Annotated in this window: 18 protein-coding genes; 10 read left to right on the top strand and 8 right to left on the bottom strand. The window is 58.1% G+C overall.

Going from position 1 to position 22,902, the window contains the following annotated elements:
- Nucleotides 1–22: 22 nt before the first annotated feature.
- Together AC6I8C_RS21450 and AC6I8C_RS21445 are read left to right on the top strand one after the other, a co-directional pair.
- Entirely contained in the window at nt 23–1,156 is a 1,134-nt protein-coding gene (locus tag AC6I8C_RS21450) for an efflux RND transporter periplasmic adaptor subunit (protein WP_497823803.1), read from the top strand.
- Complete coding sequence (locus AC6I8C_RS21445; protein WP_497823802.1) at nt 1,153–4,197, top strand: efflux RND transporter permease subunit; 3,045 nt, start codon at nt 1,153–1,155, stop codon at nt 4,195–4,197. The genes AC6I8C_RS21450 and AC6I8C_RS21445 overlap by 4 nt, the downstream gene beginning before the upstream one ends.
- A gap of 62 nt (nt 4,198–4,259) precedes the next feature.
- Here AC6I8C_RS21445 and AC6I8C_RS21440 read toward each other — a convergent pair whose 3' ends face one another.
- Both AC6I8C_RS21440 and AC6I8C_RS21435 read right to left on the bottom strand, forming a co-directional pair.
- The gene (locus AC6I8C_RS21440) at nt 4,260–4,505 is read right to left on the bottom strand and encodes a hypothetical protein (protein WP_013356609.1); all 246 of its coding nucleotides are present in this window, start codon (nt 4,503–4,505) and stop codon (nt 4,260–4,262) included.
- Between the two features lie 72 nt (nt 4,506–4,577).
- On the bottom strand, nt 4,578–5,483 hold the full coding sequence (locus tag AC6I8C_RS21435; RefSeq protein WP_497823801.1) for a LysR family transcriptional regulator: 906 nt from the start codon (nt 5,481–5,483) through the stop codon (nt 4,578–4,580).
- Nucleotides 5,484–5,587: 104 nt separating this feature from the next.
- On the opposite strand from AC6I8C_RS21435, the gene budA reads away from it, so the two are divergent.
- The 6 genes from budA (at nt 5,588) to AC6I8C_RS21405 (ending at nt 13,171) form a co-directional block, all read left to right on the top strand.
- Nucleotides 5,588–6,370: an acetolactate decarboxylase gene (budA, locus tag AC6I8C_RS21430; RefSeq protein WP_497823800.1), complete on the top strand. Its 783-nt coding sequence runs from the start codon at nt 5,588–5,590 to the stop codon at nt 6,368–6,370.
- A gap of 14 nt (nt 6,371–6,384) precedes the next feature.
- Complete coding sequence (gene alsS / locus AC6I8C_RS21425) at nt 6,385–8,064, top strand: acetolactate synthase AlsS (RefSeq protein ID WP_497823799.1); 1,680 nt, start codon at nt 6,385–6,387, stop codon at nt 8,062–8,064.
- Nucleotides 8,065–8,085: 21 nt separating this feature from the next.
- Nucleotides 8,086–8,859: a (S)-acetoin forming diacetyl reductase gene (locus AC6I8C_RS21420; protein WP_033734994.1), complete on the top strand. Its 774-nt coding sequence runs from the start codon at nt 8,086–8,088 to the stop codon at nt 8,857–8,859.
- A 204-nt stretch (nt 8,860–9,063) separates the two neighbouring features.
- Nucleotides 9,064–10,515: a flagellin N-terminal helical domain-containing protein gene (locus AC6I8C_RS21415; protein WP_497823798.1), complete on the top strand. Its 1,452-nt coding sequence runs from the start codon at nt 9,064–9,066 to the stop codon at nt 10,513–10,515.
- Nucleotides 10,516–10,853: 338 nt separating this feature from the next.
- Complete coding sequence (locus tag AC6I8C_RS21410) at nt 10,854–12,167, top strand: CitMHS family transporter (protein WP_497823797.1); 1,314 nt, start codon at nt 10,854–10,856, stop codon at nt 12,165–12,167.
- A 164-nt stretch (nt 12,168–12,331) separates the two neighbouring features.
- Nucleotides 12,332–13,171 carry an MBL fold metallo-hydrolase gene (locus tag AC6I8C_RS21405; protein WP_497823796.1) on the top strand — a complete coding sequence of 280 codons (840 nt, stop codon included), beginning with the start codon at nt 12,332–12,334 and terminating at the stop codon, nt 13,169–13,171.
- Between the two features lie 49 nt (nt 13,172–13,220).
- Here the strand turns inward: AC6I8C_RS21405 and AC6I8C_RS21400 are convergent, their stop codons facing one another.
- Nucleotides 13,221–13,535, bottom strand: coding sequence for a HigA family addiction module antitoxin (locus AC6I8C_RS21400; RefSeq protein WP_497823795.1), 315 nt, complete (start codon nt 13,533–13,535; stop codon nt 13,221–13,223).
- Nucleotides 13,536–13,713: 178 nt separating this feature from the next.
- Here AC6I8C_RS21400 and yefM point away from each other — a divergent pair, with 178 nt between their 5' ends.
- Complete coding sequence (yefM, locus tag AC6I8C_RS21395) at nt 13,714–13,965, top strand: YoeB-YefM toxin-antitoxin system antitoxin YefM (protein WP_497823794.1); 252 nt, start codon at nt 13,714–13,716, stop codon at nt 13,963–13,965.
- 162 nt (nt 13,966–14,127) lie between these two features.
- Here yefM and AC6I8C_RS21390 read toward each other — a convergent pair whose 3' ends face one another.
- From AC6I8C_RS21390 to AC6I8C_RS21375, 4 genes are all read right to left on the bottom strand, one after another.
- Nucleotides 14,128–16,665, bottom strand: a complete 2,538-nt coding sequence (locus AC6I8C_RS21390) for an excinuclease ABC subunit UvrA (RefSeq protein ID WP_497823793.1) — start codon at nt 16,663–16,665, stop codon at nt 14,128–14,130.
- 219 nt (nt 16,666–16,884) lie between these two features.
- Nucleotides 16,885–17,277, bottom strand: coding sequence for a helix-turn-helix domain-containing protein (locus AC6I8C_RS21385; protein WP_497823792.1), 393 nt, complete (start codon nt 17,275–17,277; stop codon nt 16,885–16,887).
- Between the two features lie 298 nt (nt 17,278–17,575).
- Nucleotides 17,576–19,042: a YsnF/AvaK domain-containing protein gene (locus tag AC6I8C_RS21380; protein ID WP_497823791.1), complete on the bottom strand. Its 1,467-nt coding sequence runs from the start codon at nt 19,040–19,042 to the stop codon at nt 17,576–17,578.
- Nucleotides 19,043–19,318: 276 nt separating this feature from the next.
- Nucleotides 19,319–19,888, bottom strand: coding sequence for a pyridoxamine 5'-phosphate oxidase family protein (locus AC6I8C_RS21375; protein ID WP_497823790.1), 570 nt, complete (start codon nt 19,886–19,888; stop codon nt 19,319–19,321).
- A gap of 254 nt (nt 19,889–20,142) precedes the next feature.
- On the opposite strand from AC6I8C_RS21375, the gene AC6I8C_RS21370 reads away from it, so the two are divergent.
- On the top strand, nt 20,143–20,727 hold the full coding sequence (locus AC6I8C_RS21370; RefSeq protein ID WP_497823789.1) for a GNAT family N-acetyltransferase: 585 nt from the start codon (nt 20,143–20,145) through the stop codon (nt 20,725–20,727).
- A gap of 45 nt (nt 20,728–20,772) precedes the next feature.
- Here AC6I8C_RS21370 and AC6I8C_RS21365 read toward each other — a convergent pair whose 3' ends face one another.
- On the bottom strand, nt 20,773–22,902 hold the full coding sequence (locus tag AC6I8C_RS21365; protein WP_497823788.1) for a putative bifunctional diguanylate cyclase/phosphodiesterase: 2,130 nt from the start codon (nt 22,900–22,902) through the stop codon (nt 20,773–20,775).

Below are 22,902 nucleotides of genomic sequence, written 5' to 3'. Positions count from 1 at the left end.
AACTCATTACAGGAACCCGGTTATGACAGACTTCTTATCGGATGCTGCCCGCCAGGTGTGGCGTCATCTCTTCAGTGTACATATCTTCGCGCCGTTCGTGTTCGTGCTGCTCGGCGTATTCATCATGACCGGCTGCCGGGACAACAATGCAGCCCCGCCAGCCGCCCCACTCCGCCCGGTCAAAACGGTGATTGCCCCGCCGCTCAGCAGCGACGCGTCACGCGTGCTGACCGGTGAAATTCGCGCCCATGAAGAGGTTGCGCTGGCCTTCAGGCTGGATGGCCGGGTGGTGAGCCGCGCGGTTGAGCTGGGCGATCGCGTCACCGCCGGGCAACCCCTGGCCGCGCTGGAAAACGATCAGTCACGTAATCAGCTGAGCAGCGCGCAAGCCGATCTCGACAGCGCCCGCGCCGCCGAACGGGTCGCAGCGCTTAACCTGCATCGGATGCGGCTGCTGATGCCCGGTGGGGCCATCGCCCGCAGCCAGCTGGACAGTGCACAGGCGGACTGGCAGAGCGCACAGTCCCGCCGTCTCAGCAGCGAAGCGGCACTGAAAAATACCCAGGATAATCTCAGCTGGACCCAGCTGACTGCGCCCGCAGCAGGCCGGATCACCGCCCTCCCGGTTCAGCCCGGCCAGGTGGTCAGCGCCGGACAGACTGTGATGACGCTGGCAGCCGGTGATGCACGCGATGCGGTGTTTGACCTGACCACGCCTGCGCTGCTGCGTCCTGATGACCGGACTCCGCTGAAGGTGACGCTGCTCGCCGACCCGGACATCCAGGCCAGTGGCACGATACGTGACATCAGCCCACAGGCCGATTCACAGACCCGTACCTGGCGGCTGCGCATCTCAATGAATCAGCCACCCGAGGCGATGGCACTGGGTGCCACCGTCACCGTCACGCTTCCGGATGCGCAACCGCCGGTTATCGCCCTGCCCGCCAGCGCCCTGACCCGGTTTGCAGACAAGCCCGCGCTGCTGGTGGTTGATGCGGCATCACGCCTGCAGCTTCGTCCGGTGGTGCTGGCCCGCTTCAGCGCACAGCAAATCTTTGTCTCTGCCGGGATCCGGCCAGGCGAGCGCGTGGTTACCGCCGGTGTCGGCACCCTGCAGCCCGGTGAAAAAGTGTCGCTGGCACAGGAGGGCTCATGAAAAAAATTACTGGCTTTAATCTTTCCGGCTGGGCGCTGGCGCATCAGCAGCTGGTCATCTTTTTCATGCTGCTGGTGATGGCGGCGGGTGTGCTGAGTTATGAACGTCTGTCACGTAATGAAGACCCGGCGTTCACCATCAAAACCGCCGTGATCTCTGCCCGGTGGCCCGGCGCTGACGTAAACACCACCGTACAACTGCTGACGGACGTGCTGGAACAGAAGGTGCAGGAGATCCCGTCGCTGGATGCGGTTGAGAGCGAGACCCGCGCCGGAGAGACGGTCATTTATGTCAACCTGCGCGATGACACGCCGCCCTCTCAGGTAGCCGGTATCTGGTATCAGCTGCGGAAAAAAATGCATGATGTGACGTCTTCCCTGCCGCAGGGCGTGCAGGGTCCGGCGGTTAACGACGAGTTTGATGACACATTCGGCACAATTTACGGCTTCACGGCGGATGGCTTTACCGCCAGAGAGCTGCGCGATCGGGTTGATAACCTGCGCCGCAGCCTGGCCAGTCTGCCTGACATTGGCAAAACCAGTCTGCTGGGTGTGCAGGAGCAGCAGGTGGTTATTGCCTTTTCCCCACGCAAGCTGAACGGCATGGGGCTCGATTTACAGCAGGTCAGCGACGCCATCAAAGCGCAGAACGATGTGGTGCCCGCTGGCAGCCTGCGTACCGACCGCGAAAATATCGCGCTTCGGGTCAGCGGCACCCTGACCTCGGTCGAAAGCCTGCAGGCGATTACCCTGCATATCGGTGAGCGTTTCATCCCACTGACCGATCTGGCGACCATCAGCCTGCAATCTGCTGAACCGCCGGCACCCACCTTTCGGGTTAACGGCGTGCCGGCTATCGGGCTGGCAATCTCCATGGCTGCCAGCGGCAACATGCTCGATTTCGGTAAACAGCTTAACCAGCGCATGCAGATACTGGCCGGTCAGCTACCGCACGGCATCACCATGACCCGCGTGGCCGACCAGTCTTCCGTGGTAAAACAAGCGGTCAGCGGCTTTGTGCGGATACTGGGCGAAGCGGTTGTCATCGTGTTAGCCGTCTCCTTTGTTTCGCTGGGACTGCGTGCCGGTCTGGTGGTGGCGGCGGCTATTCCGCTGGTACTGGCGATGACCTTTACCGGCATGTTGCTGGCGGGCATCGGACTGCAGCGCATCTCACTGGGCGCGCTGATTATTGCGCTCGGGCTGCTGGTGGATGACGCCATGATCACCGTCGAGGCGATGGTCGCACGGCTCGAAGCGGGCGACAGTAAGTGGCAGGCCGCGACGTATGCATTCAGAACCACCGCCTTTCCGATGCTGACCGGTACGCTGGTGATGATCGCCGGGTTCATCCCAGTCGGATTCGCCGCCTCCAGTGCAGGGGAGTATTGCTACTCACTGTTTGTGGTGATTACGCTGGCGCTGCTCTGCTCATGGGTGGTTGCGGTCATCTTCTCGCCGCTCACCGGCTGCTGGCTGCTGTCAGCGAAGCGCATCAAAGCCCACCAGCCGCCGGGCTTACTGACGCGCGGCTATCATGGGCTGCTGGAGGTCATTCTGCGCCACCGGCTGATGACGATTGGCGCAGCGCTGACGGTGCTGCTGGTCAGCCTGTACGCCACCACCTTTATGCAGGGTGAATTTTTCCCGGCGTCAGACCGCCCTGAACTGCTGGTCAGCCTGACGCTGCCCGCCAGCGCATCCCAGGCGGAAACCACGCGCCGTACCGCACAGCTGGAACAGATGCTGCGCAACGATCGGGATGTGGCGAACTTCACCAGTTACGTCGGCTCTGGCGCAATACGCTTCTATCTGCCGATGGATGTGTTGCTGGATAATGAAAATATCGCACAGCTGGTGGTGGTGGCGAAGAATCTGGCGGTACGCGATCGGCTGCGCAGAAGGCTGGAGAAAAAACTGGCCGCAGATTTCAGTGATATCACGACGCGGGTCTCGCCGCTGGAGCTGGGTCCGCCGGTGGGCTGGCCGCTGAAATATCGTATCACCGGCCCGGACAATGGCCGGGTGCGGCAGGCTGCCGGTGAGCTGGCAGCGCTGCTCGCCCGTTCTCCGCTGACCCGCGAGGTCAATCTCACCGCCGGGGAGCCGGAGCGGGTTATGACGCTGGCCGTAAACCAGACCGCTGCCCGCGCCGCCGGACTGTCGTCCGACACCATCGCCTCTGCGCTGAACACCCTGATGACCGGCAGCGTGGTGACTACTCTGCGCGATCGCAACCGGATGATTGACGTGGTGCTACGCAGCAATGACGCCGAGCGTCAAAACACGGAGACGCTGGAAGGATTGATGATCACCAACGCCAGCGGACAGAAAATTCCGCTGCGCCAGGTAGCGACCCTGAACTGGGGTGTGGATGATCCGGTGATCTGGCGCCGTCAGCGGCTATCTTACATCACCGTACAGACCGACATTGCCCCCGGTCAGCGCGCTGAGCAGGTCTCGCAACAGCTCGCGCCGGATGTCGCCGCCCTGCGCGCCTCACTGCCAGCCGGGTACGGTATTGAAGAAGGTGGCGTAGCGGCGGAATCGGACAAAGGCAACGGTTCGGTATTTGCCCTGCTGCCAGTGACGCTCTGCGCCATGCTGGTCCTGCTGATGATTCAGCTGCAACGCTTCTCCGGCATGCTGCTGGCGCTGAGCATGGCGCCGTTTGGCCTGCCCGGCATCGTATCCGCGATGCTGCCGGCGGGCACACCGCTGGGGTTTGTGGCGCTGCTGGGGATTATTGCGCTGGCGGGGATCATCATCCGCAACGCGGTGATTATGATCAGTGAAGTGGATGCGAACAGTCGCGCCGGACTGCCTGCCGGTGACGCTATCCGGCAGGCCGCCCATCATCGTGCGCGTCCCATCCTGCTGACCGCCTGTGCCGCGATACTTGGCATGACCCCTATCGCTCATCAGGTCTTCTGGGGGCCGATGGCGCTGGCGATTATTGGCGGTCTGGTGAGCGGCACGCTGGTGACGCTCACGGTGCTGCCCGCCGCGTTAAGTCTGCTGATGCAGCGACGTTCAGGTTAAAGCAGTTCGTATTAAAACGCCCGGTGATCCCGTGCTGAGAACAGCGGGATCGCCGGATGCGTTCAGTTCATCACCTCGACCAGAATCAACGGGCACTTTCTGACTTTGCAGGCCTGACTGTAGGCCAGCGAGCAGACCGAACAGAGGTCGCGCACGTCAGACTGGTACTCATACTCCATGAAATAGCGGAACTGGCCGCCCGCCGAATCTGTTCTCCAGAATCGCTGCGGCTCCAGAATTTCATCCAGTTGCCTGAATGTCAGGGCTGACGGGTTGTGATACCCGACTCTTACGCGGTATGTAGTCATGCAGTGATTATTGGCATCCCGGCCCCGCCGCCGCCAGTTGGTTGTTGTTTTCAGTTCAATAGCTGGCGCTTATCAACCCGCTTCGCCTGGCGTCGCAGGTGGTTCGGCCAGCAGCGCCAGCAGATGCAGCACCGCTTTTGATGGATGATGCCGACGCCAGGCAAACGCCACATCAGTAAACAGGGTGTTGTTTTCGATATCGCAGAAGCTGACCTCCGGGTTATCGACGCAGCGCAGCGACTCGGGCACCAGCGCAATCCCGCAGCCCGCCGCGACCATACCCAGTGATGTGGTGATCTGTGGCGCCTGCTGGAAGGTGTGGCGTGAAAAGCCCGCCCGCAGACAGGCCGTAACAATCAGCTCATAGAGACTGGGCGAAACGTCGCGCGGGAAGATTATCAGGGTTTCATCCGCCAGCGCGGACAACGCGACTGTCGGCGTGCCGCTGAGGGGATGGCAGCGCGGCAGCGCAATCAGCATCTTTTCGGTGGAGATCACGCGCAGATTAAACGCCTTGCTGCTTTCGCACGGCAGCCGGATAAAGGCTGCATCCAGTAACCCCTCCTGCAGATCCTGCATCAGTAACGACATGTTCTCTTCACGCGTCAGCAGCTCCATCGCCGGATAGCGTTCTGTAAACTGACGGATCAGGGTGAAGATGCGTGGATTAAACGCCACCGAGCTGGCAAACCCCAGCGACAGCTGGCCACTGATCCCGCGGGCAATACCGCGCGCGTTCTCCAGTGCCTGATCGGCCAGTTGGACAATTTGCCGGGCATCGGCCAGAAACGCTTCCCCCGCTTCAGTAAGTTCCACGCCGCGCGTCAGCCGCTTCAGCAGCGGTGTGCCAATCTCCTGCTCCAGCCGCAGTATCTGCTGGCTCAGCGGCGGCTGAGAAATCCCAAGAATTTCAGCGGCCCGGGTGAAGTGAAGCGTCTCGGCTACGGCAACAAAATAACGCAGGTGGCGCAGTTCCATATCAAAAACGTCTCAAAGTTAACAGGTTTCGCTATTGGACCCACCGACTGAATCGGTTCACCATTAGGTTAACACGGCTTAACGGTTAATCGATGAGGCATGAAATGAGCAATTGTGTAACTGATTGTTCCTGTGAGGATCAACTAAAACATACTGTCTTAACGCTTTCCCAGGATGCACCAGAAAGCGTTATCTATCAGACCTCTTTAATGAGTGCGCTGCTGAGCGGCGTCTACGACGGCAACGTCCGCATTGCCGACCTGCTGCGCAAAGGGGATTTCGGCCTGGGCACATTTAACCGGCTGGATGGCGAGATGATTGCGTTCGACAGCAAGGTCTATCAGCTGCACTCAGATGGCAGCGCGCATCCGGCTGATCCGGCACAGAAAACCCCGTTTGCGGTGATGACCTTTTTCAGGCCGCAGCACCTGTTTGCGTTTGACCGGCCCATGTCGCGCGAGGATATCCATCGGGTGATCGACAGCGAAATCACCTCCGATAACCAGTTCTGCGCGCTGCGCATCAGCGGTCGTTTCAGCCGCGTCGATACCCGCACCGTGCCATGTCAGTGCCGTCCCTACCGCTCCATGCCGGAAGTGCTGGGCGATCAGCCGACCTTTTCCTTCAGCCAGCGCGCGGGCGAGCTGATTGGCTTCCGCACGCCGCAGTATATGCAGGGCATTAACGTAGCGGGCTATCACGAACACTTTATTACCGACGACCGCGAAGGCGGCGGCCACATTCTCGATTATGCGCTGGAACAGGGCACCCTGACCTTTGGTGCCATCAGCAAGCTGGTCGTGGATTTACCGCAGGACAGTGACTTTCTCAATGCCGACCTGAACCCCGCCAATCTTGACGCCGCGATCCGTGCGGTAGAAAGCTAATCAGAGGAATGACGATGAAAACTCCAACCGATACCACACTCTGGACCTGCGGCGCTGACCTGGTGGTCGCACAGCTTGAGGCGCAGGGCGTGCAACATGTTTTTGGCATCCCTGGCGCAAAGATCGACAAGGTTTTTGACTCCCTGTTGGATTCCTCCATTCAGACCATCCCGGTTCGTCATGAAGCCAACGCCGCCTTTATGGCCGCCGCAGTGGGCCGGCTGACCGGCAATGCCGGTGTGGCACTGGTTACGTCCGGGCCGGGCTGCTCTAACCTGATCACCGGCATGGCCACCGCCACCAGCGAAGGCGATCCGGTGGTCGCCATCGGCGGCCAGGTGAAACGCTCGGACAGCGCCAAACAGGTTCACCAGAGCATGGATACCGTGTCCATGTTTCGCCCGGTCACCAAATATGCGGTTGAAGTGACCGATCCTTCTGCGCTCTCTGAATGCCTGTCGAATGCGTTTCGTCACGCCGAGCATGGCCGCGGCGGCGGCGCCTTTATCAGCCTGCCGCAGGATATTGTCGATCAGCCGGTGACCGGCAAGGCACTGAGCAGCAAGGGCCGTCCGGTGCTGGGTGCCGCGCCAGACGCGATGATCGACACGGTCAGCCAGGCAATTGCCGGGGCGAAAAATCCGGTCATCCTGCTGGGATTAATGGCGAGCCAGCCGGAAAACAGCGAAGCGATTCACGATCTGCTGAGCCGCAGTCATATTCCGGTCACCAGCACCTATCAGGCGGCGGGCGCGATCAGGCAGGATCACTTCTCACGCTTCGCCGGTCGCGTCGGACTGTTTAACAACCAGGCAGGTGACCGGCTGCTGCAACAGGCTGACCTTATCATCACCATCGGTTACAGCCCGGTAGAATATGAACCGGCGATGTGGAACAGCGGTAACGCCACCCTGATTCACATCGACGTGATTCCGGCAGAGACCGACAACCGCTACCTGCCGGACGCCGAGCTGGTGGGCGATATCGCCGCCACGGTGCGAAAACTGGCAGCACGCATTACCGCGCCGCTGCAGCTGACAGCGGAAGCCGCCTGCATTCTTGAAGATCGTCAGCAGCAGCGCAAACTGCTGGCGATGCAGGGTGCCAGCCTCAATCAGTTTGCCCTGCATCCGCTGCGCATCGTGCGCGCCATGCAGGACATCATTAACAGCGACGTCAGCCTCACCGTCGATATGGGCAGCTTTCACATCTGGATCGCCCGTTATCTTTACAGCTTCCGTGCCCGCCAGATCATGATCTCCAACGGTCAGCAGACCATGGGCGTGGCGCTGCCGTGGGCGATTGGTGCCTGGCTGGTCGATCCGCAGCGCAAAGTGGTATCGGTTTCAGGAGATGGTGGCTTCCTGCAGTCCAGCATGGAGCTGGAAACGGCCGTCCGGTTAAAAGCCAATATCCTGCACATCGTCTGGGTCGATAACGCCTACAACATGGTGGCAATGCAGGAAGAGAAAAAATATCACCGCGTCTCAGGTGTCAATTTTGGCCCGGTCGATTTCAAAGCCTACGCCGAAGCATTTGGCGCTGCGGGCTTTGCGGTGACCAGCGCGGCAGAGCTGGAGCCGACGCTGCGTAAAGCGATGGATGTTCAGGGTCCTGCCGTGGTGGCTGTGCCGGTCGATTACGCCGACAACCCGCTGCTGATGGGTCAGCTGCATCTGAGCCAGCTTCTTTAATTTCGTAAAAAGGAAATCAGGATGAAAAACAGAGTGGCATTGGTAACCGGCGCAGGCCAGGGCATTGGTGAAGCGATCGCCCTGCGTCTGGCAAAAGATGGACTGGCGGTGGCCGTCGCCGATTTCAATCAGGAGACCGCCCGTCAGGTCGCGGAGAAGATTAACCAGCAGGGTGGCAAAGCGATTGCCCTGAAAGTCGATGTCTCACAGCGCGATCAGGTGATGGATGCCGTAGAAGAGGCGCGTCGCACGCTGGGTGGTTTTGACGTCATCGTCAACAACGCCGGTATTGCACCCTCCACGCCGATTGCTGAGATCACCGAAGCGGTGGTCGACAAGGTCTATAACGTTAATGTCAAAGGGGTCATCTGGGGCATGCAGGCCGCAATTAAAGCGTTCGCTGCAGAAGGCCACGGCGGAAAAATCATCAACGCCTGTTCACAGGCGGGTCACGTCGGCAATCCGGAGCTGGCGGTCTACAGCTCCAGTAAGTTTGCCGTGCGCGGCCTGACGCAGACCGCCGCGCGCGATCTGGCACCCGCCGGTATCACGGTCAACGCCTTCTGCCCGGGCATTGTCAGAACCCCTATGTGGGAAGAGATCGATCGGCAAATCTCTGAAGCCGCCGGAAAACCCGCCGGTTACGGCACCGAAGAGTTTGCAAAACGTATTACGCTGGGACGGCTTTCCGAGCCGGAGGATGTGGCCGCCTGCGTCGCTTACCTCGCCAGTCCAGACTCCGATTATATGACCGGTCAGTCGCTGTTGATTGACGGCGGCATGGTGTTTAACTGATCTACCCTCGCCTGCTGCATCTCTGCGCAGCAGGTTTCTTTCCTGACCTGGCCAACCGTTAATTTATTTTATCTGAAAAGCGGTTACCCATCAGCCGGTTGCCCTTCTGACCCCGTCTTTGCTCAGTTTTTGTCGCCGCAGAGATTAAAGCTGCTTATCACCCTGCCGATAAAACAGAGACTCCTCTCCCTGTTCGAAGCGACCATGTTAACGATCAACCATAACGAAACCGCCGCCATTACGAACAAATTGCGGTACGGTACTGACTCCGTTCTGGGACGAACGGTTGAACGGCTATCATCAGGGATGCGGATTAACAGTGCCAAAGACGATGCGGCAGGTCAGGCGATTGCCAACCGTATGACGGCCAATGTCAACGCCGACGCGGTAGTGGCACGCGGCCTTAATGACGCCATCAGCTATTCCCAGACCGCCAGTGGCGGCCTGGGCACCATCGTCGATCTGCTGATCCAGGCGCGTACGCTGTCGGTGCAGGCCGCTAACGGCACGCTGTCAGACGCGGATCGGCAGAGCGTCAATGGTGCATATCAGCAGATACTGGCCGGCATCAATGAAGTCGCGGATCACACCGAGATTTTCGGGCGTTATCCGCTGGCAACGGATAATCCCGATCTGCCGCCGGCGAAACTGGGTAACGTTGACCCTATCAACGTTAAGTTCCCGGTGCCGGGCAAGAGTTACTCGTTTACCTCGGGTGTGATCCCGCTGGCCTATATCCCGGCAGGCTCAACATCGATAAGCATTACCATCGACTCACTGGGTCAGGATGACGATCTCCAGTTGTTTACCCGCGACGGTAAACATCTGGCGGGAACACCGCTGGACGGCAGTGCACCTGATTACACCTGGACCAGCAAAGGCATTACGGATGCAGCGACCGCAGATTCGCGCCTGCTGACCAGTAAAAACGGTTTTGCTACTGGCGCAACTTATGACAGCTCTCAGCTGCTGGAAGGCGGCACGAGCTGGGCGCTGGCGGGCAGTAACAGCAGCAGCTACAACGGGATGACCATCACCTACAGCGGTGACGGCGACCGTTATGAAGATGCCGCCAGCGGCGATTTCAACAACGGCACCAATACCGGCACCCGGCTGGAGCGCATCTCGCTGGACACCGTTAGCGAAGATTTGATTGTCGTAGTGGTGGGCAACGGCTCCTTCACCGGTAGTCTGACCTGGGGAAACCTGCCGGAACCCAAAGGCGTGCCTGCAACGCCGCCACATGAGAGTCGTCCTCTCGAAGTGATCACCAGCGCCGATTATGGCCAGCCGATCCAGTCGGATAGCATCCCCGCTACGCCGTCAGATACTAAAACGCTGGGACTGAACAACACCACTCTGCTGACCAGTGATGACATCTCCACCACCATGAAGGCGCTGGATAAAGCGCTGGAGAAGATCAGCGGCTATCAGTCGCTCTATGGCGCAAAGATAAATCGTTACGAGTCAAACCGTAATGTGTTGTCGCAGCAGGGCGTGGATACCTCTGCGGCTCGCAGCCGTATTCAGGATGCAGACTATGCTGAAGAAGCGAGTCAGCTGGCGCGTAGCCAGATTATCCAGCAGGGACAGACAGCCGTGAGCAAGATGGCCAATAAAACCCCTGAGATGATCATCCAGCTGCTCGGCAGCTAATACCTTACCGGCTAAGCCGCCTGGCTTAGCCCTTACTCCTTTTGTCCTGCTCACCAATCTCTTTGTGCCTGAGGCCTGCTGTGGTCCGAAATGCCGGGTTAGGCTTTCGCGCCTGTTGATCTCAGTCACACAAACTCGTTTAAGATTCGTTTAAAGATGATCGCGATCACCCTTTTTTGTTAAAGAAATGCTAAATCCTGACAACTATTTACTATCATCCTGCAGGGCAGAGTTAAATAAAACAACAGGTTAATCGTTACCACGCTAACTAATACCTGAATTTTCCTGGCTTCATGTAACTTTTTCATTACTTTTACGCCAATGTGAGGGCTGCTATTTTGCTGACGATACTGGGTTTTTCCATGGTTGTTTGCTTCATGTATCTGATCATGACCAAACGCATGTCAGCCTTAATTGCGCTGATCCTGATACCAACTATATTTGCGCTGATTGGCGGATTTTACGCCGGACTGGGTGCCATGATGCTGGATGGCGTCAAAAAGCTGGCTCCGACCGGTGTGATGCTGACCTTCTCCATTCTCTATTTTGGTCTGATGATCGATGCCGGGCTGTTTGACCCGCTGGTACGCTTTATTCTGCGGCTGGTGCGTGGCGATCCCCTGAAAGTGCTGGTCGGCACCGCGGTGCTGACGCTGCTGGTTTCGCTGGATGGTGACAGCTCTACCACTTACATGATCGCTATCGCCGCGTTCCTGCCGCTCTACCATCGGCTGGGCATGAACGTGCTGATGATGACCTGTCTGGTCAACCTCGCCAGCGGCATCATGAACCTCTCACCCTGGGGTGGCCCGACGGCACGAGCCGCCGCAGCACTGCGCATTGATGCGCTCGACATCTTTATTCCGATGCTGCCCGCGATGCTGCTCGCCTGCATCAGCCTGGTCGCGATGGCGGTGCTGTTTGGCCTGCGAGAGCGTAAACGGTTAGGTGTGATGACCATGAAAGATCACCATCTCGACAACATCGAGCTGGGTCTGGGCGATGCCGAAGAGTGCGCTGCCAACCGCCGTCCGAAGATGTTCTGGCCTAACTTTATCCTGACCACCGTGCTGCTGGTGCTGCTGGTAATTGGTTTAATGCCGATTCAGATCCTGTTTATGCTGGCGTTTGCCATTGCGGTGATGCTCAACTACCCCACGCTGGAAGAGCAGAAAGCGCGTATCAGCTCGCATGCCGGTAACGTGCTGGCGGTGACCGCGCTGATTTTTGCCGCCGGTATTTTCACCGGTATTCTCTCCGGCACCGGCATGGTGGATGCCATGGCGAAGAGTCTGCTGGCCGTGATCCCAACCAGCTTCGGACCTTACCTGGCGGTGTTTACCGCGCTGGTCAGCCTGCCGTTCACCTTCTTTATGTCGAATGATGCGTTTTACTTCGGCATTCTGCCGGTTATCGCGCAGACGGCGGCCAGCTACGGCATTACCGCAGAAGAGATTGCCCGTGCTTCCATCGTCGGTCAGCCGTTCCACCTGCTGAGCCCGCTGGTGCCGTCAGTCTACCTGCTGGTGGGCCTGGCGAAAGTCGATATCGGCGACCACCAGCGCTTTGCCATCAAGTGGGGCATTCTGGTCAGTCTGGTATTAATGGCGGGCGGTCTGCTGACCGGTGCTTTCCCGCTGTTCCACAGTTAATTCTCTGCTTTCTGGCGGATAACCGGCTTTTTTGCCCGGTTATCCGCTTCACCGCTCCGCCTGTTGTTGCAACCCACTCTACACTCTATAGCCAGGCTGATGTGCTGCGCGCCAGACAGGCCGTAGTCTCTCAGAGATTTTGCCGATGACCCTATGGAGGCCCGATGAAAATTCACCACCTTAACTGTGGCTGTATGTGCCCGCTGGGCGGCGCGTTCTATGATGGATTCAGTAAAGGCCTGAAGGCGCACCTGGTCTGTCACTGCCTGCTGATTGAGACAGACCACGACGGGCTGGTGCTGGTCGATACCGGCTTTGGTCGTCAGGATATCCATACGCCCGGCAGTCGTCTCTCGGGCTTTTTCCGCGCCTTAAACAATATTCAGCGGCGTGACGATCTCACCGCCTTGTCACAGGTGAAGGCGCTGGGCTTTCGGGCTGACGATGTGCGGCATATTATTCTGACCCATCTCGATTTTGATCATGCTGGCGGACTGACCGATTTTCCGCAGGCGCGCATCCATCTGTTGCAGCAGGAGGTCGATACCGCCCACCAGCGTCATAGCTGGCTGTCGCGTGAGCGCTATCGTCCTGGACAATGGGGCGGGATCGGCAGCTGGGAAACCTATCAGCCGCAGGGGGAAACATGGTTTGGTTTTGAGGCGGTAAATCGCCTGCGGGATTTACCACCGGAGATTCTGCTGGTGCCGCTGGCGGGCCATACGCCGGGGCACGCGGGCATTGCGATTCAGCAACCTGAGGGCTGGCTGCTGCACGGCGGTGACGCCTGGTTCTACCGCGGCGAAATGCGGCAGCCGACGCGCCACTGCACGCCGGGACTGCGCTTTTACCAGTGGATGATGGGCATGGATAATGTGGCCAGGCGGAACAACCAGCAGCGACTGCGTGAGCTTTCCTGCCAGCGCGGCGGCGAAATCACCTTTTTCTGCAGTCACGATGCGCGCGAGCTGGATGCGTTGCAGGTTAATGCGCCGCTGCGCTGATGGGATAAACTCCGTAATAGTGATGAGGACAGTCACCTCAGGGCGAGGACTATGCCGTCCCGTCGCGCCACAGGGACGTTCCGAGCCCCGGATGCAGAGGCACGCCGGAAACGTCTGTCGTTTCTCGTGCCTTATGCAGGTCGCATGCGGCCTGCATGGATAACCAGAGCCGCGCCGCAATACCCAGGCCTGCTTCCAGCCGTACAGCCATTTCCGGGCTGACGGAGGCTTTTCCGCCTGCCACTTTGCTCAGCGATGCCGCCGAAACGCCCAGCTGTTTAGCCAGACTGCGCAGACTGATGTCATTATCTTCCAGATATTCCGCTATCAGGCTGCCTGGGTGTGGCGGTTTAAACATTACCATCAATGATAATCCTCGCGGTTGAGAATGAATGCGTCGACGTCCGTGAATCCGAATGTGATGCGCCAGTTTGCTCTGACCGGAACTGAATAGACGTTCTTCCTTACGCCCTGGCTGGGTGAAACCGAAAGCCCGGCTTTTCATTGTACAATCGTTTGTTTTATTCACTACGGAGGTCTTTATGAAAGCCATCATTTTCGGCGAAGCCCGACGGAATCTTTCTGCCACGATGATTCAGACGGCAGAAGATAAAGCGCCAGTAATGATCATCCGCCGGAACGGTGAGTCCTTCGTGCTGATGTCGACTGAAGAATATAACTCACTGAAAGAGACGGCCTGGCTACTGCGATCGCCCAGGAATGCCCGCAGGTTGATGGATGCCATCGAAAGCCTGCGAAGCGGTGACGGGACTGACAGGAATGTGATTGCGTAAAACTGTCCTGGTCCGCAGAAGCCCGGCTGGTCTGTGCCGTCAGTGGGATGCTCTGTCAATCGCCTCATGCCGCTATCATTATTGACGGGCTCAGGAGTTTACCCCTGAGCCCGCCCTTATCGTGCGCCTGTTTCAGCGGCGTCGTCATCCACCGCAATCCAGTTACGCCGGATCGCCTGCCCTCTTTTTCAGCTGTGCGGAAAGCCAGGGCGCAGTCAGACTCTCAGCAGATGTGCTGACCGCTTCCGGCGTACCGGACGAGACAATCCTTCCGCCCTTCAGCCCCGAACCGGGCCCCAGATCAATCACCCAGTCCGCCTCTGCCACAATACGCATTGTGTGTTCCGCCATCACGACGGTATGACCGCGCGTTACCAGTTCATTCAGCACAATCAGCAGTTTGTCCATGTCGGATGGGTGCAACCCGGTTGACGGTTCATCAAGCAGATAGAGCGTGGCTGTGCGCTGGACGCGTTGCAGCTCCCAGGCGAGCTTGATGCGCTGACACTCACCGCCAGAGAGCTCCGTGGCGGGCTGACCCAGCGTCAGGTATCCCAGCCCCAGAGATCGCAGTGCCGACAGGGAACGCTGGATCCCGTCGTACCCGTCAAACACCCTGGTGGCATCGTCTACGGTAAGATCAAGCACATCCGCTATGGTCAGGTCGTTCCACTTCACCTCCAGCGTTTCGGGGTTGTAACGGCTTCCTGCACAGACCGAGCAGGTTGCGGTGGCGCTGGGCATAAAGAGCAGCTCAATCGAAATCTGTCCCTGACCCTCGCACGCAGGACAGCGACCCGCGGGCAGATTGAAGGAAAACCGGCTGGCGCTGAAACCTCGAGCTTTCGCCTCGGGGGTCTCTGCAAACAGCCGGCGGACGATATCGAAAAAGCCGGTATAGGTGGCCAGATTGGAGCGTGGCGTCCGCCCGATAGGACGCTGATCGATTCTGACCAGACGGCCAATGGCGTCATTGCCGCTGACAACCTGACCCTTAACGTCCGGCACCAGGTCCTCTTCCTCACCCTCTTCACTGTCAGATGTTTTGTCAAAACGTCCGAGCATTTCCGGAAGTACGCGATTCAGCAGCGTCGATTTGCCGGAGCCGGAAACACCGGTAACCGCCGTCATTCTCGCCAGCGGGATGGCGATATCCACGCCGGTAATATTGTTGCAATGGACCTGTTCAAGCCTGAGCCAGCTCTCCGCGGGCTGGCGCTGGCGCAGCCCGGTATAGCTGCGGGAGAAGAGATAGCCTGATGTCGGTGAGGCACTGACGTCTTTAAGGCCTGCCGGTTCTCCGTTATAGACGATCTCACCACCATGCGTTCCCGGACCGGGGCCGACCTCGATGAGCCAGTCCGCCTCAGCGATGAGGTCGAGGTTATGTTCGACGACCACCAGCGAATTACCTGCACGCACCAGGTTTTTCAGAGACGCGAGCAGCGCTTTGACATCCTCAGGATGCAGGCCAGCTGAAGGCTCATCCAGCACGTAAAGCACGCCAAACAGCCGCGATATCAGCTGCGTGGCCAGACGTACGCGCTGCAACTCGCCGGATGAGAGCAGCGTGGTGCGACGTCCCGGTGCCAGATGCCCCAGGCCTAGCGTCTCAAGCTGTTCAAGCCGCATGCAGATATCTGACGCCATCCGGATGACAGCTTCCCGCAGCGCCGCCTCGGCAGGCAGATCTGATGATGAACCGTCTGCATAAGGCCTCAGCCGTTCAGCAAGTTCAGATACCGACAGCTCACTCAGACTGGCAATGTCATAACCGGCAAAGGTCACGGACAGCGCGTTCCGGTTTAACCTTTTGCCGTGACACGCTGAACAGGGGGTGACCGTGACAAAGCGCGCCAGCCGTTTTTTTGTCGTCTCGCTGCCACCGGAATAGCTCTGCAATACGATTTTTGCTGCGCTGGTGTAGGTGCCGGTATAAGCGGGCTCTTCGCCAGCCGCCAGGGCTTTTTCACGCTGTTCAGCGTTCAGACCCATAAAAATCGGCACTGATGGCTGCTCGTCAGTCAGCAGTATCCACTGCTGGTCGCGGGCTGAAAGCGTATCCCAGGGGGCATCGACATCGTAGCCGAGCGTCTCAAGGATGCTGCGCAGATTTTTGTTATGCCAGCCCCGCGGCCATGAAGCTATGGCACCCTGCCGGATACTCAGTGACCTGTCCGGCACCATCGCCTCGGTTCTGACGGTATGAACCCGTCCCAGCCCCTGGCAATGCGGACAGGCACCTTCAGGATTGTTAGGCGAAAAATAATCGGCGGTCATAAACGGCACACCGTCAGGCCTTGTGCCCGCACGGGAAAACAGCAGGCGCAGTGTGACAGAAATTTGGGTCAGGCTGCCCACTGTTGAACGCTCCTGCGCGCCAGCCCGGCTCTGCTGAAGCGCCACCGCAGGCGGGAGTCCGTCAATGTTATCCACATCCGGCGCAGCGGCCTGTTCGATCAGGCGACGGGCATGGGGTGAAACCGATTCGATAAACCGGCGCTGGGCTTCTGCATAGAGCGTATCAAAGGCGAGTGAGGATTTCCCGGAGCCTGAAACCCCGGTGAACACCACCATGGCATTACGGGGAAACCGCAGCGAAACATCTTTGAGATTATGTGTTCTTGCACCCTGCACCGAGACATAAGGATCAATGTGCTCATCAGCACGATAAGTATGGGCGTTATCTTGTTCTGTCATGATGTCCCTGTTTTATGATGCACGGCAGATTAACAATCCCCTGCCGTTAATAACTGAAAGTTGCAGAGGCTGACCCGGCTTTCGGGCTATCCGGCCCATTACGGGACAGAAACACCAGCAAGGGTAGTCAGGGATTTCAGTCTGCACAACGCGGGGTCGGCTGATTCAGGGATGTGCAAAGAACAGCACATAAAAAAGCCTACACAGGGCGGGCTTTAGTTACCGGACGCTTATCCTTTCGGATTGAGCTGCGCCTAAGAGTGACGCGAGCGGAATATTGAACATTTTGTGCAGGTTCCGGATCATGGGCAGCGTCAGCGCACGCTTATGATTCAGTACCTCATAGACGCGGTTCGGGCGTCCAATTGCCGGCACCAGGTCTTTCGCTGTCAGCCCCATCTGTTCCATGCGGAATTTAATCGCCTCCACCGGTTCAGGAGCCTCAATCGGATAATGTTTCTGCTCATATTTTTCAATAAGCAGGATCATAACTTCCAGAAAGTCACCGGCTTCACTTCCCGGTTCTGGCTGATTGTCGAACAGGGGAGATACGGCGGCCAGAGCGGCTTCATAATCTGCTTCACTGTGAATCGGTTTGATTTTATAAGTCATCACATTTCCACCGTATTTGCATTTACCCTGTCGTACGTCGTTTTATCTCAAGATGATGGCTATGTCATTGCGCGCTGAGCAGAAACAAAGCACATGAGCATAAAAATGGCGTACATGTGTTCAGATCCAGTCATGAACGTTACGCTGGCAGGTCGGCACACATAATGGCCATTTCGGGCGAAAAACCTGAAAGGCGATCCCGCACCGGAGATTTAATGCAAAACGTACTCTGCACGCAAAAAAACCCGTCAGCGACGGGTTTTTTCAGGCCTGAAAGATGAAAGTCGCCGTGACAGCGTTACGGCTTTTTAAACTTGTCTTCGACCTTATCTTTTGCCTCAGCAATTTTATCCCCGGCTTTTTCCACGAAACCCTCTTTATGCGCGGGTTCGCTGCCTGGCGTTACCGGACGGCTGTCGTGGTCAGCGCGCGCCTGACGCGTGCTTTCCAGCAGCGGATCGGTCGCGGCAGGATTACCGGTCACCGGATCTGCATTGAGATGGTCGGCACGGGCATGATCAATATCCACTTCCTGACGACGCACCGAGTCATTGATGGTTTCGACCCGATCGCTGGCCTCTTTACGCAGCACCACTTCTTCGATGATCTGCGCAGTCTTATTGACGACCGGCTGCTCATGCGTCTCTTCCACTTCAACCGTTTTCTCGGACCAGTCAACCTGATCTGGTGAGCCCGCTTCGTTCACCGGACGACGGAAGATTTCCGCATGCTGCTCATGCAGAGAAACATTTTCAGACACCCGATCCGTGACAGTGTAGCGGCGCACGCGGGTTGATCCTTCGCTGACCAGTCGTTTACCTACTTCCAGTCGCTCTTCGGCCAGACGCAGCACATCCTCGTCACTCTCATCACCGGTCAGAGCTGTACGCGCCGTGCCGCGATGGACAGGATCGGTATGGAGCGGATCGATGGCACCGTTTTCCTGAAGCGTTCCGCTGGCGGGCGCTGTCAGGCCATCATCGGGCGCATAGTCATCAGATAGCGCGGCACTGCGCTCAGTCAGCTCTTCATGTGCATCCAGAATGCCCAGTGCGCGCGGCAATTCATCCTCATCGGCCCGCAGCGACAGCACCACACCGCCGGTACGCATCGCATCTTCATAGACTTCGGCCTGATCCTCTTCCAGCGTGTTGCCAAACAGGCGCTGCCAGAATCCCGGATGACGGGCTTCATGACCTTCAGTACGCAGCCGTTCACCGGAGATGATATCAATGTCATCATCCAGGAACCCGGCCTTAATCAGGTTACGCTTTGCACCTTCTGCCAGTGAGATATTGCTAAACATTGTTACGATTGTTTCACGCGCCATGTTGTGTTCCTCGGTGATGGATTCGGACGGCTCTGAATAGGGTATTCGGGTCAGATGAGCCTGCTGCCGGCGCAGGGAGACAATCTGTTCGGTCTCCACCTCGCTGACGACTTTGCGAATGTGCCACTCCTCTTTCAGCACCAGATGACGGACAATCTCGACCTCTTCTTCGACAATCGGGATAATCAGGACACCATTTTCTTCACGGATCGCTGGCATCTCAGTCAGCCGATCCGATTTAGGAATGCGTTGAATGTCCGCCGTCTGCTGCCGGAGCATCAGCGCAATTTTCTGCTGATGTTCAGTGACCTGGCGGGTAACCCTAACATGACCGTCGACGACCCGCTGTTTCGAGACCTGAACGGTTTCCTCCGCCAGATTTAAGACCTGTTCGCTACCCTCTGACCCTGGTTTTTCAGGAGGTTGATTGTTCATGGTTAACCTGCCTGTGATACAGAACGATCATTGGTGCTTTCCGTGACCTTGAGCATAAGTGACTGCTTTCCGGTTAGTTAAAGCCTGGCACAAAAATTGACAAAGGGAAGAAAAAAGCAGAAATATGCCGCGATATGAAGATAACATGGCGCTAAAATCGGATAAGCGATGCGGCAGATAAAAAGAGCATCACAGGGTGAATAGCAGTGAAATCTCTTTTTTCAGGTGAGCCAAAAAGAAGGAATCGGGCAGTGAGCACGTCTGACATGCTTCACCTCACGGGTTGATCCATCCGCTTTCCTGCCGTTCGCCATGGGCGGAATAGTAAAACAGCGCGCGCTGATTATCATTGCGCTGAAGCTGATACGCATCCAGCACGCTGACCTGCACAATTACTACGCCAAAACGTGATTCGCCCGTTTCTGCTGTCGACGCGTCCGGTGTCTCGTGAGCGGGAGCCAGCGCTTCTCCCGCCGGCCCGCCGATGTACGTCTGGCGCGTGTGCTGGGGTAACGTGCGCCAGGCGTCACGGGCAACAGTACTTCCCGCTGCATAACATTCAGCCTGTCCCTCCAGCCGTAGCTGCAGGCGACGCTCATGGCAATATCCCAGCACGGTAACCTGGGGGTTCGCTGCCATCTCCAGCCACTTCGGACTACGCACATCGGTATGAAAGGTCAGCATCCGGCGAACGTCATGGCACTCGCGCAGCACCACAGTGCGCGCCTGAGGCCGTTGTGCAGCATCCACGGTAGCGAGCGTCAGATAACGAAATCCGGCCTGCGGATCGGCGGCAGCCTCTGTCAGTGCTGCCCAGCAGGCTGTTTCAAAGGTTTTCAGATCCATTGGAAATTACTCTCATCAGGGACAATGTCAGCCATCTGGCTAAAAGCGTAGCAATGATGTGAGCAGATGGCCTGTCGGCCCCGCTCTGGCAGGAAAATATGATCCGCAACTCGCCGGGTAATACCGCGGAAGAGCGAGACAGCCGCGGGATTGCAGAACACCTCGCAAAGTCGCGAACACGCGTCCCGCCAGTCTGCCGCTCTGTGCTATTTTTGCGCCATCACTTTACCGTCTTGCCCGCAGGGAATAGCACTATGTCTGATGAAAAGCCCGCTGAAGTTCGGCCAGAAATGCCCGTTAACGTCACCTCGCCGCGCCTGACCTATCGGCCACTGAGTCAGGAAGACTGGCCTTTTTATCTTGCAGTCAGTCAGGATAGATCGGTGATGAAGTACATCAGCGATCCGCGCAGCGCTGAAGAGATCCGAACCCGGTCATTCGACGTGCGCCTGCCAGCCTGGTACAAAGGCTGCACACACTGGCTGTGCCTGGTCATTGAGGAAAAAGCGACGGGTCTTCCGGCGGGCTTCTGCGGGTTTATCGATCGTGGAGAAGGCATTGCGGAATTTGGTTTTATTCTGGCTACCCACGCGCAGGGCAAAGGCTACGGCAGCGAGTCGCTGCATGCCATTATCGCCTTCTGCTTTGAGCAACAGGGTTACCGCAAAATGACTGCAACGGTGACGGCAGGCAATGTCGCCTCGCGCCGCACGCTGATCTCCGCGGGCTTTATTCAGGAAGGCACTCTGCGGCAGAATTTCTTCCTCGATGGTCAGTGGCAGGATGACTGGATTTTCGGATTGCTGAAACAGGATTACCGACCCGGACAGCCAGACTGACGGGCATCAATCGTCCCCTCTCTTCGGCTGCCAGGGTCATAGTATTCACGGGGATGTGACATCGTAACCGCTGGCAACAGCGGGCGCAGAATGCTGCTCGCCGCACAGCATTGCTTCAAAGTCCGCCGGTGTCAGTGGCCGGCACAGGCCATTGCCTTGCATAATGTGACATCCGGCTGACGTGACAAAGGCAATCTGCTCTTTGTCTTCAACCCCTTCAGCAGCCACCCGAATACCCAGACTTTTGCCGAGTGCCGTGATAGATCGGAACATCATACGCACCCGCATGCTGGCGTTCAGCTCGTGCGTCAGCGACTTGTCGATTTTGAAACCCGCCACAAAGCTGTGACGCAGCAGGTTAATCGCCCCCAGCGTGCGTCCGTAATGATCGATGACAAATGTGGCACCGGTCCGGCGCACCGCTTCAACCTGAACCGGCATATCCTGCACCAGCACAGCCAGCAGAGGCTCATCCACTTCCAGCTCAACAAAACCCGCATCGCCGCCGGCACTTTCGCGTATAACGGTTTCCAGACTGTTCCCTGTCAGCTGACGCGGAAACAGATTGATGCTGACACGAAGCTCAGGCGATCGCACCTGCCACTGCCGGACCTGTGCCAGAGCACTGCGGATGATCCATTCCCCCAGCGTTACGGAAAGCGGGCTTTTAACCAGCATGCCGATGAAGTCGGCAGGCAACAGCAACCCGCGTGTCGGGTGCTGCCAGCGTACCAGCGTCTCGCAGCCAGTCAGTTTTCCGCTTTCCACGTCGAAGCGGGGCTGATAGTAAAGCGTGAACTGCTGCTGCCGCACCGCCGTTTCCAGTTCGCGTTCAAAACGGCGACGCTGCTGCTCCGCTTCACGAAACGCGGGCATAAACAGGATACTGCAGCCTTTGCCTGAGGCTTTGGCACGGTAGAGTGCCAGATCAGCGGCGGACATCACCGCAGAGGGATCGCGACCGTGTTCCGGGTAGGAAGCGATGCCGGTACTGGCACCGACCACAACCGGCGAGTCGTGATAGCGGAACGGCGTCTGTACGGCCACAATCAGTTTTTCCGCCGTAATCGCTGCCTCAGCGCTGCCGCCCGCAAGCAGGATCACAAATTCATCGCCGCCCAGCCGCGCAGCCGTCACGGCACCGGCGCACACCGCACGAATCTGCTCGGCCACGTGACACAGCAGCGCATCGCCAGCTGCATGTCCCAGCGTATCGTTCACCTCTTTAAAACCATCAAGATCGGTCATCAGTAACGTATAGGGAACGCCCGCTTTGGTCAGCTGCCCGACCTGATCCATGAACGCGCTACGGCTGGCGAGTCGCGTCAGCATATCCAGAGAAGCCAGCTCACAGAGCCGCGCCTCACTTTCATAGCGGGCCGTGACGTCGCGGATGATCATGCCCACCAGCCGCTCACCCTCTTCACGCCAGCCCGAAAATGAGACTTCTGCCGGGAATTCACGGCCATCGCGCGTCACACCCCATATCTGCAACGAACGAGGGTGAGAGATAGCCGCTTCGTCTGAGGTAATCCGGGCCAGCTCGTTACGGTAGTCAGTCTGGCAGCGCGCCGGGATCAGCTCGCTGACATACTGACCTCTCATCTCCTCTGCGCTGTAGCCGAAGAGAGCAGTGGCGGCCGGATTCCAGAAGGTGATGCCGCGCCGCAGGTCGGTACAGACAATGGCGTCGGGTGAGGTGGATGAGATTGCCTGAAGACGCTGCTGACTGGTGTAGCGCAGTAACTCCAGACGATGCATCTCCATGCGATCCATCACCAGCGCAGCAATATCGGTCAAATGCTTCCGATCCTCTTCAGTCAGCGGCTCGCGCGGATGACTGTCGGTCAGGCAGACGGTGCCAATGTGATGACCATCCGGCGTCGAGAGCGGGATCCCGGCATAAAAGCGGATAAAGGGGTAGCCATGAACCAGCGGACTGTCGCGGAAGCGGGGATCTTTCAGCGTATCGGGCACGCAGAGGATATCGCCCTGCGCCAGCGTATGGTGGCAGAAGGCGACATTGCGCGACGTACCGGAAATATTCAGACCGTAACGGGAAGCGAAAAACTGTCGCTTCTCATCGATAAGCGATACAAACGCCACCGGTACGCGAAACAGTCGCGCGGCAAGCGTGGTAAGGCGATCCAGCGCATCGGTCGGCGGTGAATCCAT

It is taken from the genome of Pantoea sp. X-Soil-YNGN-844 (assembly GCF_059730595.1).
Note: the sequence above shows the minus strand (reverse complement) of the source record. Positions and strands in the feature narration are given on the sequence as shown.

What these genes read in the sequence shown, in the direction of transcription:
- AC6I8C_RS21440 (WP_013356609.1), bottom strand. Translation starts at nt 4,505, where the DNA reads ATGACTACATACCGCGTAAGAGTCGGGTATCACAACCCGTCAGCCCTG.
- budA (WP_497823800.1), top strand. Translation starts at nt 5,588, where the DNA reads ATGAGCAATTGTGTAACTGATTGTTCCTGTGAGGATCAACTAAAACAT.
- AC6I8C_RS21415 (WP_497823798.1), top strand. Translation starts at nt 9,064, where the DNA reads ATGTTAACGATCAACCATAACGAAACCGCCGCCATTACGAACAAATTG.
- AC6I8C_RS21390 (WP_497823793.1), bottom strand. Translation starts at nt 16,665, where the DNA reads ATGACAGAACAAGATAACGCCCATACTTATCGTGCTGATGAGCACATT.
- AC6I8C_RS21445 (WP_497823802.1), top strand. Translation starts at nt 1,153, where the DNA reads ATGAAAAAAATTACTGGCTTTAATCTTTCCGGCTGGGCGCTGGCGCAT.
- AC6I8C_RS21375 (WP_497823790.1), bottom strand. Translation starts at nt 19,888, where the DNA reads ATGGATCTGAAAACCTTTGAAACAGCCTGCTGGGCAGCACTGACAGAG.
- AC6I8C_RS21385 (WP_497823792.1), bottom strand. Translation starts at nt 17,277, where the DNA reads ATGACTTATAAAATCAAACCGATTCACAGTGAAGCAGATTATGAAGCC.
- AC6I8C_RS21400 (WP_497823795.1), bottom strand. Translation starts at nt 13,535, where the DNA reads ATGGTAATGTTTAAACCGCCACACCCAGGCAGCCTGATAGCGGAATAT.
- AC6I8C_RS21405 (WP_497823796.1), top strand. Translation starts at nt 12,332, where the DNA reads ATGAAAATTCACCACCTTAACTGTGGCTGTATGTGCCCGCTGGGCGGC.
- alsS (WP_497823799.1), top strand. Translation starts at nt 6,385, where the DNA reads ATGAAAACTCCAACCGATACCACACTCTGGACCTGCGGCGCTGACCTG.
- AC6I8C_RS21365 (WP_497823788.1), bottom strand. Translation starts at nt 22,902, where the DNA reads ATGGATTCACCGCCGACCGATGCGCTGGATCGCCTTACCACGCTTGCC.
- yefM (WP_497823794.1), top strand. Translation starts at nt 13,714, where the DNA reads ATGAAAGCCATCATTTTCGGCGAAGCCCGACGGAATCTTTCTGCCACG.
- AC6I8C_RS21450 (WP_497823803.1), top strand. Translation starts at nt 23, where the DNA reads ATGACAGACTTCTTATCGGATGCTGCCCGCCAGGTGTGGCGTCATCTC.
- AC6I8C_RS21435 (WP_497823801.1), bottom strand. Translation starts at nt 5,483, where the DNA reads ATGGAACTGCGCCACCTGCGTTATTTTGTTGCCGTAGCCGAGACGCTT.
- AC6I8C_RS21370 (WP_497823789.1), top strand. Translation starts at nt 20,143, where the DNA reads ATGTCTGATGAAAAGCCCGCTGAAGTTCGGCCAGAAATGCCCGTTAAC.
- AC6I8C_RS21420 (WP_033734994.1), top strand. Translation starts at nt 8,086, where the DNA reads ATGAAAAACAGAGTGGCATTGGTAACCGGCGCAGGCCAGGGCATTGGT.
- AC6I8C_RS21380 (WP_497823791.1), bottom strand. Translation starts at nt 19,042, where the DNA reads ATGAACAATCAACCTCCTGAAAAACCAGGGTCAGAGGGTAGCGAACAG.